Annotated in this window: 16 protein-coding genes; 9 read left to right on the forward strand and 7 right to left on the reverse strand. The window is 64.6% G+C overall.

Going from position 1 to position 19,966, the window contains the following annotated elements; all coding sequences use genetic code 11:
• Window positions 1–105: 105 nt before the first annotated feature.
• The 3 genes from gatB to gatC all read right to left on the reverse strand — a co-directional run bounded on the left by gatB (window position 106) and on the right by gatC (window position 3,456).
• Window positions 106–1,560 carry an Asp-tRNA(Asn)/Glu-tRNA(Gln) amidotransferase subunit GatB gene (gatB, locus tag LCW13_RS03455; protein ID WP_043332582.1) on the reverse strand — a complete coding sequence of 485 codons (1,455 nt, stop codon included), beginning with the start codon at window positions 1,558–1,560 and terminating at the stop codon, window positions 106–108.
• Entirely contained in the window at window positions 1,560–3,038 is a 1,479-nt protein-coding gene (gene gatA / locus LCW13_RS03460; RefSeq protein WP_225347597.1) for an Asp-tRNA(Asn)/Glu-tRNA(Gln) amidotransferase subunit GatA, read from the reverse strand. The genes gatB and gatA overlap by 1 nt, the downstream gene beginning before the upstream one ends.
• Before the next feature lie 130 nt (window positions 3,039–3,168).
• The gene (gene gatC, locus LCW13_RS03465; RefSeq protein ID WP_054555110.1) at window positions 3,169–3,456 is read right to left on the reverse strand and encodes an Asp-tRNA(Asn)/Glu-tRNA(Gln) amidotransferase subunit GatC; all 288 of its coding nucleotides are present in this window, start codon (window positions 3,454–3,456) and stop codon (window positions 3,169–3,171) included.
• Window positions 3,457–3,785: 329 nt separating this feature from the next.
• Between gatC and LCW13_RS03470 the strand changes: the two genes are divergently transcribed.
• From LCW13_RS03470 to tldD, 8 genes are all read left to right on the forward strand, one after another.
• A complete protein-coding gene (locus LCW13_RS03470; RefSeq protein ID WP_043332576.1) occupies window positions 3,786–4,823 on the forward strand; it encodes a rod shape-determining protein in 1,038 nt (345 codons plus the stop codon).
• Between the two features lie 64 nt (window positions 4,824–4,887).
• Window positions 4,888–5,865 (forward strand): rod shape-determining protein MreC, encoded by a 978-nt coding sequence (gene mreC / locus LCW13_RS03475; protein WP_263643039.1) that lies wholly within the window; start codon window positions 4,888–4,890, stop codon window positions 5,863–5,865.
• Window positions 5,865–6,347: a rod shape-determining protein MreD gene (gene mreD / locus LCW13_RS03480; protein ID WP_043332574.1), complete on the forward strand. Its 483-nt coding sequence runs from the start codon at window positions 5,865–5,867 to the stop codon at window positions 6,345–6,347. The genes mreC and mreD overlap by 1 nt, the downstream gene beginning before the upstream one ends.
• 29 nt (window positions 6,348–6,376) lie before the next feature.
• Entirely contained in the window at window positions 6,377–6,526 is a 150-nt protein-coding gene (locus tag LCW13_RS03485; RefSeq protein ID WP_225347599.1) for a hypothetical protein, read from the forward strand.
• A 61-nt stretch (window positions 6,527–6,587) separates the two neighbouring features.
• Complete coding sequence (locus LCW13_RS03490) at window positions 6,588–7,253, forward strand: Maf family protein (protein ID WP_225347600.1); 666 nt, start codon at window positions 6,588–6,590, stop codon at window positions 7,251–7,253.
• A 185-nt stretch (window positions 7,254–7,438) separates the two neighbouring features.
• The gene (rng, locus tag LCW13_RS03495) at window positions 7,439–8,902 is read left to right on the forward strand and encodes a ribonuclease G (RefSeq protein WP_043332570.1); all 1,464 of its coding nucleotides are present in this window, start codon (window positions 7,439–7,441) and stop codon (window positions 8,900–8,902) included.
• Between the two features lie 80 nt (window positions 8,903–8,982).
• The gene (locus tag LCW13_RS03500; protein ID WP_225347601.1) at window positions 8,983–13,281 is read left to right on the forward strand and encodes a YhdP family phospholipid transporter; all 4,299 of its coding nucleotides are present in this window, start codon (window positions 8,983–8,985) and stop codon (window positions 13,279–13,281) included.
• Window positions 13,278–14,738, forward strand: coding sequence for a metalloprotease TldD (tldD, locus tag LCW13_RS03505; RefSeq protein WP_225347602.1), 1,461 nt, complete (start codon window positions 13,278–13,280; stop codon window positions 14,736–14,738). Before LCW13_RS03500 ends, tldD begins: the two co-directional genes overlap by 4 nt.
• 137 nt (window positions 14,739–14,875) lie before the next feature.
• Here tldD and yjgA read toward each other — a convergent pair whose 3' ends face one another.
• Window positions 14,876–15,379 carry a ribosome biogenesis factor YjgA gene (gene yjgA / locus LCW13_RS03510; RefSeq protein WP_043332563.1) on the reverse strand — a complete coding sequence of 168 codons (504 nt, stop codon included), beginning with the start codon at window positions 15,377–15,379 and terminating at the stop codon, window positions 14,876–14,878.
• 76 nt (window positions 15,380–15,455) lie between these two features.
• Between yjgA and pmbA the strand changes: the two genes are divergently transcribed.
• Window positions 15,456–16,826 carry a metalloprotease PmbA gene (pmbA, locus tag LCW13_RS03515; RefSeq protein ID WP_225347603.1) on the forward strand — a complete coding sequence of 457 codons (1,371 nt, stop codon included), beginning with the start codon at window positions 15,456–15,458 and terminating at the stop codon, window positions 16,824–16,826.
• Between the two features lie 105 nt (window positions 16,827–16,931).
• Here the strand turns inward: pmbA and mgtE are convergent, their stop codons facing one another.
• From mgtE to rapZ, 3 genes are all read right to left on the reverse strand, one after another.
• A complete protein-coding gene (gene mgtE, locus LCW13_RS03520; protein WP_043332561.1) occupies window positions 16,932–18,287 on the reverse strand; it encodes a magnesium transporter in 1,356 nt (451 codons plus the stop codon).
• 383 nt (window positions 18,288–18,670) lie between these two features.
• Complete coding sequence (locus LCW13_RS03525) at window positions 18,671–18,940, reverse strand: HPr family phosphocarrier protein (protein WP_043332560.1); 270 nt, start codon at window positions 18,938–18,940, stop codon at window positions 18,671–18,673.
• Window positions 18,927–19,862, reverse strand: coding sequence for an RNase adapter RapZ (gene rapZ / locus LCW13_RS03530; protein ID WP_225347604.1), 936 nt, complete (start codon window positions 19,860–19,862; stop codon window positions 18,927–18,929). The genes LCW13_RS03525 and rapZ overlap by 14 nt, the downstream gene beginning before the upstream one ends.
• Window positions 19,863–19,966 lie beyond the last annotated feature (104 nt).

The following is a 19,966-nucleotide window of genomic DNA, read 5'->3' on the forward strand; positions in this document are numbered from 1 at the left end:
CGGCCAGCCACGGAGCTCCGCGACTGGCCGTCGTTCACGTGCTGGTGGTCGAGATCAGGGGCATCGGCATCAGAGCCGGCGCTGTCCTGATCATCGACAACGCGATCAGCTGAGGCTATCCAGCTTGTCTTTCAGCACCTTGTTGACCTGTTGCGGATTGGCGGTGCCGCGCGAGGCCTTCATCACCTGACCAACGAAGAAGCCGATCATCTTGCCACGCTTGTCCGGCTCGGCTTCCTGATACTGGGTCACCTGGGCCGGGTTGTCGGCGATCACCTGATCGACCACGGCTTCGATGGCACCGGTGTCGGTGACCTGCTTGAGGCCGCGCGACTCGATGATCTCGTCGGCACTCTTGCCTTCGCCATCCCACAGCGCGGCGAACACCTGCTTGGCGGCCTTGCCGTTGATGGTCTCATCGACGATGCGCTTGATCAGGCCACCCAGCTGGGCCGCGGAGACCGGGCTGACGGTGATGTCGAGGTTTTCCTTGTTGAGGCGACCGGCCAGCTCGCCCTGCACCCAGTTGGCGGCCTGCTTGGCGTCGCCGCAGACATCCTTCACTTCCTCGAAGAAGTCGGCCATCTCGCGGCTGGCGGACAGCACGCTGGCGTCATAGGCGGACAGGCCCAGTTCGCTTTCGAAGCGCGCGCGTTTCTCGGCCGGCAGTTCCGGCAGGGTCTGGCGCAGGTGTTCGATGTAGGCCTCGTCCACTTCCACCGGCAGCAGGTCCGGGCACGGGAAGTAGCGGTAATCGTTGGCTTCTTCCTTGGTGCGCATGCTGCGCGTCTCGTCGGCGTCCGGATCATACAGGCGGGTTTCCTGTACGACCTTGCCGCCGTCCTCGATCAGCTCGATCTGACGCTCCACCTCGAAGTGGATGGCGCGCTCGATGAAGCGGAAGGAGTTGACGTTCTTGATCTCCGCGCGGGTGCCGAAGGCTTCCTGGCCCTTGGGGCGCACCGAGACGTTGACGTCGCAACGCAGGGAACCTTCGGCCATGTTGCCGTCGGAGATGCCCAGGTAGGTGACGATGGCGTGGATCGCCTTCACGTAGGCCACCGCTTCCTTGGCGGAACGCATGTCAGGCTCGGAGACGATTTCCAGCAGCGGCGTGCCGGCACGGTTGAGGTCGATGCCGGTCATGCCCTGGAAGTCTTCGTGCAGCGATTTGCCGGCATCTTCCTCGAGGTGGGCGTGGTGGATGCGGATCGACTTGCGCGTGCCATCTTCCAGCAGGATCTCGAGCACGCCAGGACCGACGATGGGCTGATCCATCTGGCTGGTCTGGTAGCCCTTGGGCAGATCCGGGTAGAAGTAGTTCTTGCGTTCGAACACCGAACGGCCGGCAACGGCGGCATCGACGGCGAGGCCGAAGCGCACGGCCATGGCCACGGCCTGCTCGTTGAGCACCGGCAGGGTGCCCGGCAGACCGAGGTCCACGGCGCTGGCCTGGGTGTTGGGCTCGGCACCGTAGGTGGTGGAAGAGCCGGAGAAGATCTTTGACTGGGTGGCGAGCTGAGCGTGAACCTCAAGCCCGATTACGACTTCCCATTGCATCAGGCTTGCTCCTGTCCGAATTCCGGGCGCTGGCGGTGCCAGTCGGTGATTTGCTGGAACTGGTGCGCGACGCCCAGCAGGGTCTGCTCACCGAAGTGCGGGCCGAGAATCTGCAGACCCACCGGGCGCTTGCCTGCCAGGCCGGCCGGCACGCTGACGCCCGGAATGCCTGCCAGGTTGATGGCGATGGTGTAGAGATCCTGCAGGTACATGGACAGCGGGTCCTTGTGCGCGCCGAGATCGAACGCCGGGGTCGGTGCCGCCGGGCCCATCAGTACATCGACCTGGTCGAAGGCATCGAGGAAGTCCTGACGGATCAGGCGACGCACCTTCTGGGCCTTGATGTAGTAGGCATCGAAGAAGCCTTCGGACAGGGTGTGCGTGCCGATGATGATGCGACGCTTCACCTCGTCGCCGAAGCCTTCCTCGCGGGTGCGCTTGTAGAGGTCTTCCAGGTCCTGCGGGTCCTTGCAGCGATGGCCGAAGCGCACGCCGTCATAACGCGACAGGTTGGAGGAGGCCTCGGCCGGTGCGATCACGTAGTAGGTCGGGATGGCCAGGTGGGTATGCGGCAGCGAGATTTCCTGCACGCTGGCACCGGCATCCTCGAAGACCTTGATCGCGGCACGCACGGAGGCTTCGACTTCCTCGGACAGGCCTTCGCCGAAGTATTCCTTCGGCAGGCCGATCTTCAGGCCCTTGAGGTTGTAGTCCAGCCCTTCGACGTAATCCGGCACGCCACGCACCACGCTGGTGGAGTCGCGCGGGTCGGCGCCGGCGATCACGTTCATCAGGCGCGCGCAGTCTTCGGCGGAGCGGGCCATCGGGCCGCCCTGATCGAGGCTGGAGGCGTAGGCGATCATGCCGTAGCGCGAGACGCGACCGTAGGTCGGCTTGAGGCCGGTGATGCCACAGAAGGCGGCCGGCTGGCGGATGGAACCGCCGGTGTCGGTGCCCAGGGCGGCCGGCGCAAGGCCAGCGGCGACGGCGGCGGCACTGCCGCCGGAGCTGCCACCCGGCACGGCGGACAGGTCCCACGGGTTCTTGACGGCGCCGTAGTGGCTGTTCTCGTTCGAGGAGCCCATCGCGAACTCATCGAGGTTGGTCTTGCCGAGAATCACCACGCCTTCGGCCTTGAGCTTCTCGATCACGGTGGCGTCGTAGGGCGCGACGAAGTTGTCGAGCATCTTCGAGCCGCAGCTGGTGCGCACACCTTCGGTGCAGAAGATGTCCTTGATGGCCATCGGCACGCCGGTCAGCGCGGCGGCATTGCCAGCGGCACGGCGCGCATCGGCGGCATCCGCATCACGCAGCGCGTCTTCGCGGCACAAGGTGATGTAGCTGTTGAGCTCGCCGTCGAGGCGTTCGATACGGGCCAGGAAGGCTTCCGTCAGCTCGCGGCTGGTGTATTCGCCGGCCTCCAGGCCTTGCGCCAGCTCACTGAGCGTCTTGTCATGTAGTGCAATGGACGATGACATGTTCGATTCCATCAGTGCAGACGATGCGCCGGGCATCGTCCGCAGAAATTCCGGGGCGGACGGGGCGTGCCGCGTGACGTGGTATCCGATGGCAGCCGGTCACGATGCGTGAGCGACCTGCCAGGCGAGATCACTCGACGACGCGCGGAACCAGATACAGACCCTGCTCTGTGGCCGGGGCCACCTGCTGAAAACGCTCGCGCTGATTCGATTCGGTGACTTCGTCCGCGCGCAGGCGTTGCGTGGCTTCCAGCGGGTGTGCCAGCGGTGCGACGCCGTCGGTATCGACCTGTTGCAGCTGGTCGACCATGGCGAGAATCCGGTCGAGATCCTCGACGTAGGCTTCGGCATCCTGCGAGGCAAGACCCAGGCGTGCGAGGTGAGCGGCACGCAGCACATCTGAATGTTCAAGGGCCATTGAAGTTTCCCTGTCTTGGCTTCGAGAGGCTTGAGGTGACGGCAGGAGTCGGAGACGACCACGCGGAATCGGATTGGCGCGACGAGCGCGAAAAGCCGAATTCGAAAATTGTGGTGTCCCGGCAAACCCGATGCCCGTTACCCTGTAAAACAGCGCGCTTTGCAGCGATGGAGCAATCTGTCGCCGAATGCGCCGTTACAGTGTGATTCGGCGTGAAATGTACCACATCTGCGTCGCTCTGGCAGGCGTGTCAGCTTGCCGCCATGGGGTGGCAATGGTACCGTTCGCGTCTGCACAGGGTTCCGGTCTGGACTAGGTGATCAACTTCCATGTTTAAACGTTTACGTGGGCTGTTCTCGAGCGATCTGTCGATCGATCTGGGTACTGCCAACACGCTTATTTATGTGCGCGGTCGCGGTATCGTGCTCGACGAGCCCTCAGTCGTGGCCATTCGCCAGTCCGGGAATGCCCGCAGTGTGGCGGCCGTCGGTGCCGATGCCAAGCGCATGCTGGGGCGTACCCCCGGCAATATCACGGCCATCCGTCCGATGAAGGACGGCGTCATCGCCGACTTCACCGTTACCGAACAGATGCTCCAGCATTTCATCCGCAAGGTGCATCAGAGCACCTTCCTGACACCCAGCCCTCGTGTGCTGGTGTGTGTGCCGTGCATGTCGACCCAGGTCGAGCGTCGCGCCATCAAGGAATCGGCCGAAGGGGCCGGCGCGCGTGAGGTTTACCTGATCGAGGAGCCGATGGCTGCCGCGATCGGTGCGGGCCTGCCGGTGGAAGAGGCGATGGGCTCCATGGTGGTCGATATCGGTGGTGGTACCACTGAAATCGCCATCATCTCGCTCAACGGCGTGGTCTATTCCGAATCCGTGCGTATCGGCGGTGACCGCTTCGACGAAGCCATCACCTCCTATGTGCGTCGCCATTACGGCAGCCTGATCGGTGAGGCGACGGCCGAGCGCATCAAGGAAGAGATCGGTTGTGCCTACCCGGGTGGCGAGCTGCGCGAGATCGACGTGCGCGGCCGCAACCTGGCCGAGGGCATTCCGCGTTCCTTCACGCTCAACTCCCATGAGATTCTCGATGCGCTGCAGGAACCGCTGGCGGCCATCGTCTCGGTGGTCAAGAGCGCGCTCGAGCAGTCTCCGCCTGAGCTGGCCTCCGACATCGCCGAGCGCGGCCTGGTGCTGACCGGTGGTGGTGCGCTGCTGCGTGACATCGACAAGTTGATCGCGGAAGAGACGGGCCTGCCGGTGATCATCGCCGAAGACCCGCTGACCTGCGTGGCGCGTGGCGGTGGCAAGGCGCTGGAAATGATCGATCAGCACACCTTCGAGCTGCTGTCGAGCGATTGACCTCGTCCGGGGCCGGGCATGCTGTGTGCTGTACGGCTGGTCCCGGCCTGTCGGAGGAAGTGCTATCAAACCCCTGTTCACGCGTGGCCCCGTGCCCGGCTACCGCATGCTGTTGTGCGCGGTGCTGTCACTCGCGCTGATGTTTGCCGAAGATCGCTTCAGCTGGATGGTCGATGTGCGCGCCAGCATGGCGACGCTGGTATCGCCCGTGCAGTGGGTCGTCAGCTTGCCGACGGAAGGCATCAGCTGGGGCGCGCTGGTGTTTGCCGACCAGCAGGAGCTGGCCGACGAAAATCGCGCGCTGCGCGAACAGCTGCTCAATCTGTCCAGCCGTGTGCAACGCATGGCGAGCCTGGCCTCCGAGAATACGCGCTTGCGCGAATTGCTCAATGCCGGGCAGCGTAGCGACATCCCCTATATCACCTCCCAGTTGCTGACCCTCGATGCTGACCCGTTCTCCCACCGCATGGTGGTGGACCGCGGCGAGCAGGATGGCGTGCGCATTGGCTTGCCGGTACTCGATGCCTATGGCCTCGTCGGCCAGGTCATCTCCACCTCGGCCTACAACAGTCGCGTGCTGATGATCAGTGATGCCAGTCACGCCGTGCCGGTGGAGATCAATCGCAATGGCCTGCGCTTCATCGCCCAGGGCAGTGGCAAGATCGATCAGGTCGATGTGCTGCATGTGCCGGACACCGCTGACATTCGTGTCGGTGATCTGCTGGTGACTTCCGGACTGGCGCTGCGCTTTCCGCGCGGCTTGCCGGTGGCACGTGTTACCGAGGTCTATCATGATCCCGGCAAGCCGTTTGCCCGCGTGAGTGCCGAGCCCATCGCGCAGCTGGAGCGCTCGCGCAACTTCCTGATCCAGATGCCGCCACCGGTGGATACCGACAACCTGTATGTCGATGACAGTCTCGATGAGTTGCCGCGTGACAACCTGGCGGCGCCCAGGCCCGAGGGTGACGACGCCGCGCAAGGCTCCGCCGAGGATGCGGCAGACGCTCAGGCACCCACCGATGCTGCCGGGGAGAACAACTGATGGCCTTTCGTCCCCAGACCACCTTGCTGTGCTGGTTCTCGCTGCTGCTGGCGCTGTGTCTGCAGGTCATGCCATTGCCGGATGTATGGCTGATCTGGCGGCCCCAGTGGCTGGGCCTGATGCTGGTCTACTGGTGCATCGTCTCGCCGCAGAGTGTCGGTGTCTTCCACGGCTTCCTGTTCGGGCTGGCGCTGGATGTCCTGCAGGGCGCACCGCTGGGGCACAACGCCCTGGTACTGTCGCTGACGGCCTTCATGGGTGTGCTGCTCTATCAGCGCATTCGCGCCTACTCGCTGTTGCAGCAGGCGTTGCTGGTAATCGTGGTGCTGGGCATCGCGCAGTTGCTGGATCAATGGCTGCGCAGTCTGTTCGGTGCCGGCCCCGTCAGCCTGTCGTTCCTGCTCTCGGCGGTCATCGGCGGCGCATTGTGGCCGTGGCTCTATACCCTGCTGCAGATGCTGCGTCGGCGGGTCGCGGCCTGAGTGCCACTGGCACGTCGCTAGCGCTTCTTATGAGCTTCCAAAAGCCGCCTACGGGCGGCTTTCTGGTACTTGTCAGCCATGTTTCTCTTCACGAGGTCTTCCATGTCATCCAGTTCAAGGTCATCCAGTTCAAGGTCATCCACTTCCAGGCCATCCACTTCCAAGCCATCCACATCTGACACTGAAAGCCCCACTTCCTCACTCTTTGCGAACTCTGACGCCGCGACGCAGCGCAAAGTGATGTCTCAGGGCGTTGCTCAACAGGGCACTGATCAACAGGGCGCTGCTCAAGCGGAATTGATTCTCGCTTCGGGATCGCCGCGTCGACGCGATCTGCTGGCCAGTATCGGCATCCAATGTGAGGTGGCGCCGGTGGATATCGATGAGACGCCGCAGGCCAATGAGTCGCCGGAGCATTACGTGCTGCGGCTGGCGCGGGAGAAGGCGCAGGCCGGTTTCGCGGCCCTGGCGCAGCGGACGGCAGGCCAGACGGCGGGGTGGCGAGTGCTCGGCGCGGATACCGCGCTGGCACTGGATGGACGCATTCTCGGCAAGCCCCGCGATGAGGCTGACGCGCGCGCGATGCTGCTCAGCCTGTCGGGGCGCAGCCATCAGGTGCTCAGTGGCGTGGCGCTGTGTCATGGCGACGCCGGGCGCGACATGCGCTGCGCGAGCGAGCTGGTCGAGAGCCGCGTGACTTTCCGCACCATCACCCCAGAGGAGGCCGCACGCTACTGGGCGACCGGTGAGCCGGCTGACAAGGCAGGTGGCTACGCCATCCAGGGGCTCGGCGCTGTCTTCGTCAGTCATCTCGAGGGCAGTTACAGCGCCGTGGTCGGGTTGCCGCTGCATGAGACCGCAGAGCTTCTGAGCAAGGCGGGCGTTCAGCCGTGGCAACCGCTCTGACGGGCGATGTTCCGCACTGCGTCAGTCGGGTGTCGAGACAGCACTCCAGCGCCATCGTGAAGGACGATGGCTTGCGTGCGTGGCACAAAATACCCGTTGCAGGAAATCCTTAGTCGATAGATCACAGCCGGGGGCTCCCTTGCTATGTCATAATCGCAAGCAACGACTTTACAAGGACTTGCGCTATGAGCGGCGAGGTATTGATCAACCTGACACCGATGGAGACCCGCGTGGCGGTGGTCGAGAACGGTGTCCTGCAGGAAGCCTTCATCGAACGCAGCGGGCGACGCGGCATCGTCGGCAACATCTACCGTGGCAAGGTGGTGAGAGTGTTGCCTGGCATGCAGGCGGCCTTCATCGACATCGGTCTCGAACGGGCCGCCTTCATCCATGCTCAGGAAGTCATGCCGGCGCACACGCCGCATGATGAGCAGCTCTCGATCCGCGAGCTGCTCAGCGAAGGCCAGCCACTGGTGGTGCAGGTCACCAAGGACCCCATCGGCACCAAGGGCGCCCGGCTGACCACGCATCTGTCGGTGCCGTCACGCTATCTGGTCTACATGCCGGACTCACCGCATACCGGCGTGTCGCAGCGCATCGAGAGCGATGCCGAGCGTGACCGACTCAAGGAGCTCACCGAGCAGTGCCTGACGGCGCTTGACCCGGAAGCCCCCGGCGGCTTCATTCTGCGCACGGCGGCCGAAGGCATCAGCGAGGCCGAGCTCAAGCAGGACATGCACTTCCTGCTGCGCCTGTGGCGCAAGGTCAGCGAGCGTCGCCTGACCGCCGCCGTGCCCAGCGTGATCTATGATGATCTGCCGCTGTTCATGCGCACGCTGCGCGACGTGATGCGTGACGAGATCGAGCGCGTGCGCATCGACTCGCGCGAGAACTTCATCCGGCTCAAGGAATTCGCCAGCGAGTTCATGCCCGACATGGAAGGGCGCATCGAGTATTACCCCGGCGAGCGGCCGATCTTCGATCTGTTCAGTGTCGAGGATGAGCTGCACAAGGCGATGGGCCGCAAGGTGCAGCTCAAGAGTGGCGGCTATCTGGTGATCGACCAGACCGAGGCGATGACCACCATCGACGTCAACACCGGGGGTTTCGTCGGTCATCGCAACCTCGAAGAGACCATCTTCAAGACCAATCTCGAGGCGGCGACCGCCATCGCGCGCCAGCTGCGGCTGCGCAATCTCGGCGGCATCATCATCATCGACTTCATCGACATGGAAGAGACCGAGCACCAGCGCCAGGTGCTGCGCGTGCTCGAGAAGTCGCTGGAGCGTGATCATGCCAAGAACAAGATGACCGGCGTGACCGAGCTGGGCCTGGTGCAGCTGACGCGCAAGCGCACGCGCGAGAGTCTGGAGCAGGTACTGTGCGAGGCCTGCCCGACCTGTCAGGGGCGCGGCACCCTCAAGACGCCGGAGACGGTCTGCTACGAGATCTTCCGCGAGATCATGCGCGAAGAGCGCGCCTACAGCCCGGATACCTACATGGTGCTGGCCTCACAGAACGTGGTCGATCGCCTGCTGGACGAGGAATCGGCGGCCGTGGCGGACCTCGAGAGCTTCATCGGCAAGACCATCCGCTTCCAGGTCGAGGCGCATTACACCCAGGAGCAGTACGATATTGTGCTCATGTGATCTGTCAGCCGCCGCGCCTGCGATGAAGCCGGGAGTCGCGTTATCCACATCGTGAGTCTGTCCTGTTCGGAGAACCACCAGTGACCCGTTCTACCTCACCAGAGGCGGCACGTTCTACCTCGCAAGAGGCGGCGCAGGAGGGCGTCGAAGACGCCCCGTCTTCGTCAGCTGCGACGCCAGCGCCACCCTCGCGTGGGCGGCGCTGGGCGCGCAGGCTGCTGATGGCGCTCGCGGTGCTGCTGGCGGTGCTGGCCATCCTGATCGGGGGCCTGCGCTGGTGGTTGACCACGTTGGATTCGCGCAGTGAGTCCATCAGTGACTTCATTGCCACCCAGACCCATTCCAATGTGGGGATGTCATCGCTTGAAGGCCGCATGGATCACCTTGATCCGGCCATCAAGCTGTCGGGGCTGAACCTCTTTCGTCCCAACGAGATGCAGGCGGCGCCGCTGTTGAGCGTGTCCCATCTGGAAACCCGTCTCGATGTACTTTCCTCCCTGCGCCATCTGGCGCCTGTCTTTGATCGCGCCACCGCCACCGGCGTCATCGTGCACCTGTACCAGCGCGAAGATGGCAGCTGGGGCTGGCCGGGGCCGCCGCGTCCTCCCGAAGCGCTCGAACCCGAAGGACAGATGAGCCTTGCGCAGACGGAGCAGGGGCTGGCGCTGCTGGCACGTCAGCGTGTGCGGCTCGAGGACGTGCGCCTGGTGCTGCATGGTCGCAACGATACCCTCAACCTGAATGCCGCCGAGCTGTTGCTGTCGGGAGAAGGCGATCGCGCGCATCTGGAAGGCCAGTTGCGGGTTGGGGAATCGCCTCAGGCCGGTGTCAGTGCCGTGCTGGAAGTGCTGCCGGGAGACGACGGCCTCGCCGACTACTCGGCCCAGTTGCAGGTGGAGCTGGACGCCGGTGCGCTGGCGAGTGTCGGGCGCCTGATGGGCGAGCGCGACAGCCTGATGCTGCGCGACGCCGATGGCAACGCGACGCTGTGGGCGCGCTGGCGTGACGCGCGACTGGAAGATGCTCGCCTGCGTCTCGATCTCAATCGCCTGACGCTGGATCACCATGGCGCCCAGTTGGCGCTCAAGGACATTCATGCGCGTGGCCAGTGGCTGCGCGACCTGGCGGGCAGTGATCGCTGGCAGGCCTGGCTCAATCAGATCTCGGTCGGTGCCACGCAGCTCGATGATGCCCCGGCGGCCGGCGCTCCGGCGGCCGACGCTTCGGCGCCCGGCGTTCCGGTGGCAGATAGTGACGGCCAGACGCCGCAAGCGGCGTCATCGTCAGAAGTCTCCGCGGCGCTTGCCAGTCTGCCCGAGCGTATTTCGCTGTCGGGGGATCTCGCCGAGGGCAGCGTGTCACTGATCACCAGCAGTTTCGATCTGGAGAAGGTGGCACGTTGGCGCAATGTGCTGGCGCTCGGCGAGCTGGGCGATGTGCTCGAGTCTCTCGATCCGCGTGGCACGGCCACCGGCCTCTCCCTGTCGCTGGCCGGGATCGGCCTCGATACCCCGCTGACCATGAAGCTGGCGCTGGGCCTCACCGGCGCCGAGGTGGAACCCTGGCAGGGCGCTCCGGGGCTCGGTCCCCTGGCGGCCTGGGTCACCGCGCAGAGTCTTGATGAGGGTGGCATCGCGAGCCGGATCACGTTTCGCGGTGACCCGGGCATGCGCTTCCACTTCCCCGAGGTCTTCGGCGACGGCTGGCAGCTCGAGGCTGCCGACGGAGTGGTCGAGGTCAAGGTCGATGACAGTGGCAGCAGCGTCTCGGGGCATGACCTGCATATTCAGCGCGCTGGCGCCGATGTGACGGGCGGCTTCGGTCTGCAGATTCCCGCTCAGGATCATGATCGCTTCCAGCTGGATCTCGAGATGCGTGATGTGGATGCCCGCAGCATTCCGCTGGCCTCCTGGTTGCCGATGAAGGTGCTGGACCCGGCGCTGAGCGAGTGGTTGACACGCGATGTCGCGGGGCAGGTCCCTGAGGGCAGCCTGCATCTCACCCAGGTGTGGGATGACGACAATGGCGAAAATGGCTATGGCCCCGGCGATTCGATGGACCTTGAGCTGGCCATCGAGGATGGGCGACTCGGTTATGCCGAGGGCTGGCCTGCGCTGGAGGGCGTGAAGGGCAACCTCGCGCTGCATGACAATACGCTGAGTGCCACGGTCGCGGCGGCGCACTCTCAGCCGGTCACGGCGCTGGGCAGTGCAGCGCCCCTGGCGGTGCGTCAGGCCGACGTCGACATGCAGGACAACACCTTGAAGATTCAGGGTGATGTGACCGGCAGCGTCGAAGCGCTGTTCGATCTGCTCTCGCATGCGCCGCTGGAGGATACCGCTGCGCTGATCGCCGAATGGCAGGGCAAGGGCTCGGTGGATGCGACGATGGATATCCGCGTGCCGCTGGAGGACGCCGAACAGACGCGCATCACGGCGGCGGGCAAGGTCGGCGAGCGCCAGGCGGCGACGCTGGCCTTCCCGGGGCCGGGCATCGAGGTTGACGGCATTCGCGGGCCGCTCGAGTTCGTGCATGACCCATCCCGCCCCGAGGGACGCCGTGAGCAGTTGACCGGCAATCTCTCCGGCAAGTTGTTCGGCGGTGCGGTCAAGGCGGCGCTCAACATCGGGCAGGCAGATTCAAGCAGCAAGGGCGCGATCACCTTCGACGGCAAGGCGCCATTGGCGCCGGTGCTGGGCTGGCTGGGCGCGCCCGAGCACCTGATCGGCGATGCCGCCGAGAACACCCGGGCCGCCTTGCAGGACGGCGAGACCCCGCGTGCGCTGGGCGGCGAGTTCAGCTACCAGGCGCGCCTGATGCTGCCGGATGACGGCGCCAGTCTGGCGCTCTCGAGTGACCTCAAGGGAGTCGCCATCAATCTGCCGGCACCCTTTGGCAAGACGCGCGATCAGGCGGCTCCGCTGGCGGTGGATATCGGGCTCGCGGAGGGTGGCGGCGATGTTCGCCTCGACAATCGCGCCCGCGCACGCTGGAAAGGCGGCAATACGCGTGACGATGGCAGCACGGTGCCGATGACGGGGCAATTGTGGCTGGAGCGTTGGCCGAGTGACCCGCAGTGGCCCACCCAGACCGGCTGGGACATCGCCTGGCGCACGCCGACCCTCGCCCCCGAGCTCTGGAAGCCGTGGGCGGGAGCGCTCTCCGGTGATGGCAGCGCGAGTGGTGAGGGCAGCGCGAGTGATGGGGGCAGCGACGCTGAGCAGAGCGACCCCCTGCGTGCCTTGTCACGCCTGCGCGTTGCCACCGATTGCCTGATGATCCAGTTCCGGTGTACGGGGCCGATGACGCTCGAGGCCGCGCCGCGCCAGAGCTCGCAGCAGCAAGGGCTGGGGCTGGCCGCGACGCTGGATGGTCAGCTCGCCAGTGGCGAGCTGGTGTGGCAGTCAGGCGCCGCGCGACCGCTGATTCTGGACCTGGATACCCTGAATCTCGATGCCCTGTGGCCCGCGGATGCCGAGCAGGAGGCGCAGACTGCCAGTGCACCAAGCAACTTTACCGAGGCTATCGATGTCGGCATCGAGCCGACGCCGTATCCCGCCGAGCTTGCCGACCTGCCCGCGGGCAGTCTGCGCCTGGCACACCTCATCTGGCGCGATCAGCAGCTGGGACCGATCAGTGCCGACTGGACCGCCGACAGCCAGCAGCTGGTGGTGTTGCCGCTCTCCATCACGCTGGGCAAGATCACCGCGGTGGGCAACATCACCTGGGAAGATGCCGGCGCCAACAGTCTGACGCGCGCTCGCCTGTCCGCTGATGGCAGTGACCTGGGCGGGTTGCTCGAGCGTCTCTCCCAACCGCGCGGCATCGAGGCGGACCGCGCCCGGGCCGAGGTCAAGCTGGCCTGGCCCGGCGCGCCGCAGGACTTTGCCCTGTCGCGCTCCAATGGTCGCGTCGAGATCAAGCTGGATGATGGACGCTTCCTGAATCTGGGCTCGACCTCTGCCCGCCTGCTGGGGCTGGTCAATGTGGATAACCTGCTGCGCCGCCTGTCGCTGGACTTCTCTGACGTCACCGACAAGGGGACGGCCTTCGACAAGGTACGTGGCGCAGCGACGCTCTTCGATGGGCGGCTGGAAAGCGATGGCCCCTTGCGTATCGAGGCGCCGTCCACCACCGTGACACTCAACGGGCAGGTCGATCTGCTTCGCGGTACCCTTGATCAACGCATGGCCATCACGGTGCCGGTCAGCCAGAACCTCCCGCTGGCCGCCGTGCTGGCAGGCGCACCCGCCGTGGGCGGGGCGCTGTTCGTGGCCGACAAGATCTTCGGCCGCTTCATCGACAAGGTGACGCAAATTCACTATCGGGTATCAGGCCCCTGGGGCGACCCGAACATTACTCTGGAAAGTGCCGAATGACGCAAAATGCGAGTTCCGGTCGCGTGCTCGACGATGCCGCGGCCCTGTTGCTGACCCCGGGCGGGCTCAGCCTGGATGATCTGGATGCTGGCCTGGCACATGCCATGGGCCCGGGCACCGACTATGCCGACCTCTACTTCCAGCGTATCTGGCAGGAGAGCTGGGTGCTGGAAGACGGCGTCGTCAAGGACGCCAGCTACAACATCGATGGCGGCGTGGGCGTGCGCTCACTGGCGGGGGAAAAGACCGGCTTCGCGTACTCCAATCAGATCGATGCCGCCGCGCTTGCCGACACTGGCCGGACTGCGGCGGGTATCTCGCGCAGCGGCAGCAGTGGCTCGGTCGCAAGCTCGATCATCACCGAGGCACCGTCCTTCTATGCGGGCATCGACCCGCTGAATGGCCTGAGCGCCGAGGACAAGGTCGCGATGCTCAAGGAAGCGGACCGCATCGCGCGCAGCCTTGACCCGTCCATCAGTCAGGTGTCGGCCTCGCTGTCGGCGCTTTACGAGGTGGTGATGGTGCGTGCCAGCGATGGCACCCTCGCCGCGGACCTGCGTCCGCTGGTGCGTTTCAACATCAGCGTGATCGCGGTGCGCAATGGCCGTCGTGAGCGTGGCAGTGCCGGTGGCGGTGGTCGTTTCCCGCTGACCCGTCTGCGCGATGAAAATGTCGCCGAGCGTTACGCGCGTGAAGCCGTGCGTCAGGCGCTGGTCAATCTCGAGGCCATCGATGCACCGGCCGGCCAGATGCCGGTGGTGCTGGGCAATGGCTGGCCGGGCGTGCTGCTGCACGAGGCGGTCGGTCATGGTCTGGAAGGTGACTTCAACCGCAAGGGCAGCTCTGCCTTCTCGGGTCGCATGGGTGAGCAGGTCGCGGCACGCGGCGTCACCGTGGTCGATGATGCGACCCTGGCTGATCGCCGAGGCTCGCTGTCCGTCGATGACGAAGGCACCCCGGGACAGTACACGCCGCTGATCGAGGATGGCATCCTCACCGGCTACATGCAGGACAAGCTCAATGCCCGCCTGATGGGCATGGCGCCGACGGGCAATGCGCGTCGTGAGTCCTTCGCGCACCTGCCGATGCCGCGCATGACCAATACCTACATGCTGGGTGGCGATCGCGATCCGCAGGAGATCATCAAGAGCGTCAAGCGTGGCCTCTACGCGGTCAGCTTCGGCGGTGGTCAGGTCGACATCACCTCCGGGCGTTTCGTGTTCTCCGCCAGCGAAGCCTATCTGATCGAAGACGGCAAGGTGACCACGCCGGTCAAGGGCGCCACCCTGATCGGCAACGGGCCGGAAGCCATGGGCCGCGTCTCGATGATCGGCAACGACCTGGAGCTGGATACCGGTGTCGGCGTGTGTGGCAAGGACGGCCAGTCCGTGCCCGTCGGCGTCGGTCAGCCGACGTTGAAGCTCGATGAGCTGACGGTCGGCGGCACGCAATCCTGAGCGGGTCGCGTTCACAATGAAGCGATGAATACGACGACACCGCCGTGGCAGGGCCATGGCGGTGTCGAGGAAGCGCTTGAGGATCAGTGCATGAGGTTCAGCACGAGAGACGCAGCGCGTGAGCGGCAGACCCCGTGTCAGAGGTCGAGTTCGGCCCGCAGCAGCTTGAAGAGCTTCTTGGCACTGTTGGGCTGTTTGCCGGCGTCACGTTCGGCACGCGCATTGCGGATCAGCTGACGCAGGGCCTGACGGTCCACGTGAGGATAATCCTCGACGAAGATCACGAAGGCTTCATCGTCGTCCAGCAGGCGATCGCGCCAGCGTTCGAGACGCTGGAAGGAAGCATCGCGACGCACGTTCTGCTGCTCCATGGCTTCGAAGACGGCACGCACGGCGTCCAGGTCTTCCTTGCGCATCAGCTTGCCGACGTACTGCATGTGGCGACGCAGGCCTTCGTGACTACGAATGCGATGGGTCTCCTCGATGGCGGCCAGCATGTCGTCAGAGAGCGGGAACTTGGCGCGCTGGCCTTCCGGCAGATCGATGATCTTCTTGCCCAGCGCCTGCAGCTCGATCATCTCGCGCTTCAACTGGGACTTGCTGGGGCGCTCGACGAGCTCCTCGGGTCTTTCTTTACGCATGCCAATTCCAATGAGTCGGGGAAATTTGCGGCAGTATAGCACTGCCGGGCCCCCGTCTCCTCAGAAGGAGAACAACATGAGCCAGGCCTTTGATGCCGTTGCTCAGCAACAACTGCTCGAGCGTCGCGTCAGCGAAGCTCTCGAGCTTGCCCGCAGCCTGGGTGCCGACGCCTGTGAGGTCGGTGCCAGCGTCGATCAGGGCGTCAGCATCTCGGTGCGTGACGGCGAAGTCGAGACGGTCGAGCTGTCGCGTGACCAGGGCATCGGCGTGACCGTCTATCTCGGCAATCGCAAGGGCAGCGCGACATCTTCCGATGCCGGCAGCGACTCGATTCGTGCCGCGGTCGAGAAGGCGGTCTCCATCGCGCACTATACCGGCGAAGACAGTTTTGCCGGTCTGGCGCCGGCCGAGCTGATGGCCACCGACTTCCCTGATCTCAAGGCGCATCACCCTTGGGCGATCAGCGTCGATGAAGCGACTGACCTGGCGCTGGCCTGTGAGCGTGCCGGGCTGGAAGTGGAAGGCATCGTGCAGTCCGAAGGCGCCAGCTTCTCCAGTGGTGAAGGCGTTCAGGTCTATGGCAACAGCCATGGGTTCCTGGCCAGCCAGTGCGGCAGCCGCCACTCGATGTCATGCATGCTGATCGCCAAGGATGCACAGGGCATGCAGCGTGACTATGACTACACCAGCGTGCGCAATCCGGCGGACCTGCGCTCCCCCGAGTCGGTGGGGCGTGAAGCCGCGCGCCGTACGCTGGCGCGTCTGAATGCGCGCAAGGTGGCGACGGGTCGCATGCCGGTGCTGTTCGACCCGCAGATGTCGGCCGGGCTGGTCGGTCACTACCTGTCTGCCATCGCCGGCGGCTCGCTGTACCGTGAGTCCAGCTTCCTGTGCGATAGCCTGGGTCAGCCGCTGTTCCCCGACTGGTTCACGCTGGGTGAGAAGCCGCGGGAAGTTGGTGGCATGTCCAGCGCCGCCTTCGACAACGATGGCGTCGCGACGCGTGACAATGTCTACTTTGCCGACGGCAAGGTGCAGAGCTACATGCTGAGCGCCTACAGTGCCCGTCGCCTGAACATGCAGACCACCGGCAACGCCGGCGGCGCGCGCAATGTGCGCATCACCGCGCCGCTGACCTCGCTCGATGAGATGCTCAAGCAGATGGGCACCGGCGTGCTGGTGACCGAGCTGATGGGCCAGGGCGTCAACGGCGTCACCGGTGACTACTCACGCGGCGCCTCCGGTTTCTGGGTCGAGAACGGCGAGATCCAGCATGCGGTCGAGGAGTTCACCATTGCCGGCAATCTGCGCGACATGGCGGCCAATCTGCTGGCGGTCGGCGATGATGTCGATACGCGTGGCAGCATCCACAGCGGTAGCTGGCTGATCGATGGCATGACCGTCGCGGGCATGTCCGAAGGCGAAGACGAAGAGCTGGAAGGCTGATCGCTGAGGCTTCTCTGATCGTACGACAGGCGAGATGCAACACGGCCGCTCCCGAGGGAGCGGCCGTGTTGTTTCTGGAGCAGTCACTGGAATCCGTCGGGCGTATTACAGGTAGAGCCAGGTCGCCAGCCCGAGGAAGGCCATGAAGCCGATCACGTCGGTCACGGTGGTCAATATCACGCTGCCGGAGAGGGCTGGGTCGATATTGAGCTTCTTGAGCAGTACCGGCAGCAGCGTGCCCGTCACGGCGGCGATCAACAGGTTGATCATGATCGCGGCGCCGATGATGGCCCCCAGCTGGACATCCCCGAACCACACGATGGCGATGCCTGCCACCACCACGGCCCATAACAGGCCGTTGAGCCCCGCGACGATGACCTCGCGCTTGAGTAGCCAGCGGACATTGCCGCTCTTGACGTGCCCCAGCGCGATACCGCGAATCAGGACGGTGAGTGCCTGCGAGCCCGCGATGCCGCCCATGCTGGCGACGATGGGCATCAGCACGGCCAGCGCGGTGATCTTCTGGATGGTGCCTTCGAACATGCCGATCACGGCGGAGGCCATGAAGGCGGTCAGCAGGTTGATGCCGAGCCAGACGGCGCGGCGCCACGAGGTCCGCATCACCGGAGAGAAGGTATCTTCGTCCTCATCCATCCCCGCCATCGACATCACCTGGTGCTCGGCGTCGCCACGGATGACGTCGACCACGTCATCGATGGTGATACGACCCAGCAGGTTGCCATCGCCGCCGACCACGGGCGCCGAGATCAGGTCGTGCTTCTCGAACAGCGAGGCGACTTCGGTTTCCGGCATCAGGGCTGGAATCACCACGCTGTCGGTGTCCATCACTTCGCGCACCGTGACGCCGGGGTCCGAGACCAGCAGGCGATTGATGGGCAGCGCACCGATGAATTCATCGCGGCGCGAGACGACTAGCAAAGTATCGGTGGAGTCGGGCAGGCGCTCGTGGCGGCGAATGTAGCGCAGCACCACGTCCAGGGTGATGTCCGGACGAATGGTGATGGTGTCCGTGTTCATCAGGCCGCCGGCGGTGTCCTCCGGGAAGGACAGTACCGTTTCGACGCGCAGGCGCTCCTGCGCCTCCATGGAGTCGAGGACCTCGAGAATCACCGCATTCGGCAGGCGCTGCAGAATGTCGGCGACATCATCCGGTTCCAGGTTCTCGGTGGCGGCGAGAACGTCGACGGCGTCCATGTCCTTGAGGAAGTCGGTCTGGATGTCTTCGCCAAGGTATTGAAGGACATCGCCCTGCAGCTCGGCATCGACCAGCTCCCAGAGCAGATTACGCTCCTTGGGGGGCGAGGATTCCAGCAAGTGGGCCACGTCCACCGGCGCGAGACCGCGATTGAGCATGCGTCTTGCCTGTTCCAGCTCGCCGCTTTCCAGCGCCTGTGACAGGCGATCAAGTCTTGGCTTGAGTTTACGAGACGTCTTGCTCATCTGTCGGCTTCCCCTGTCGACATGAAGGACAGCGCTGATTCTACCATTGGCTTAGGGGGGCGCGTCGATAAAAGAAAACAGTGTTTCTTATCGAAAGGACTATCCGCGTTCCGCCATTGGCACAAAAGCAGCGTTGCATGGCTGCCAGGCGCAAGGATAGGTGCTGGGATTGGTGTAAGGGTAGGCGCAAGGACAGGTGCAGGAACCGGTGCAAGAACAGGCGCTAGGCATCCTGCGCGAGCAGTTAATGGTGTTGCCAGGGGACCGCCAGAGGGGGCTGGCCGATAAGAGAGCGGGCCGAAAAGATAGTTGACCAAGAAGCGAGCTGGCTGAGGGAGGAAGGCTGAGCGCACAGCGCAAATGCACAGCGCTGTCAGTGGCGGTTATTCGTCTTCCTCGAAACGCGCCTCGAACAGCGCCTCGATGGCCAGCATCGCCTCATCGGCCTGTTCGCCCTCGACATCGATCAGCAACGTGGTGCCGCAGGGCGCGGCCAGCATCAGCAATGCCATCACATTGGCTGCATTGGCGCGTCGCTCGCCATGGCTGACCATCACCGTCGCGCAATAGGGCGCACAGCAATTGACCAGCTTGGTGGCAGCGCGGGCGTGCAGCCCGCGGCGGTTGGTCAATGTCAGCTCACGAGAGGCCATCGCGATGCTCCTGCTGATGCTCTTGCTGATCACTTGTCTCACCCGCGTTGCTCAGCGCGGTGTGAATGCCCAGCTCGCGGTGACGCAGGCGCACCTCAGGCAGGCGCTCGGCGAAGTAGCTCGCCAGCTGCTCGCACAGGTAGACGCTGCGATGCTGGCCGCCGGTGCAGCCCACGGACACCGTCAGGTAGCTGCGGTTGCTGTCCTGATAGGCGGGCAGCCAGCGTTCCAGCCAGCCGGCGATATCGTCATGCATCGCCTGGACGGTGGGGTAGCGCTGCAGGAATTCGGCCACGCTGTCATCGCGACCGGTATCGCCGCGCAGATTGATGTCCCAGTACGGGTTGGGCAGGCAGCGGGCATCGAACACCATGTCGGCGTCGGTCGGCACGCCATGCTTGAAGCCGAAGGATTCAAAGGTCAGCGTCAGGTGGCGGGAGCTGTGCTGGGCGACCTGCTCGGTGATCCGCGAGCGCAGGTCGTGCACGCTCAGGTTGGTCGAGTCGATGACCAGATCGGCCTTCTGGCGAATGGGAGCGAGCGTCTTCTGCTCGATCTCGATGGCCTCGGCCAGGGTATGGTCGTTGTCGCGCGTCAGAGGGTGACGACGACGGGTCGCCGAGTAGCGTTCCAGCAGCACTCGCGAATCGGTGGTCAGGTAGACGACCTGCACGTCCATGCCGCTCTGGCGGACGTTGTCGAGCAATTCGGGGAAGCGGGTCAAGGCTTCCGGCAGGTTGCGGGCATCGATGGAGACCGCGATGCGCCGACGCGCCGGGCTGTCCTTTTCGAGCTGATCGACCAGTGGCGCCAGCAGCATGCCGGGCAGATTGTCGATGGCATAGTAGCCAATGTCTTCCAGCGCCTGGAGAGCGATGGATTTCCCGGAGCCGGAGCGGCCGCTGATGATCACGATCTTCATGAAGTGCTCTCCAAGGGCGAGGTCAACGTCGAAAGAATGCAGGGGTGGGGCAGAAGGCTGCCCGCTATCAGTGCGCTGTACGTCGGCCGATGGAAGGCCAGCAA

It is taken from the genome of Cobetia amphilecti (genome assembly GCF_020217465.1).
Taxonomy (GTDB): Bacteria; Pseudomonadota; Gammaproteobacteria; order Pseudomonadales; family Halomonadaceae; genus Cobetia; species Cobetia amphilecti.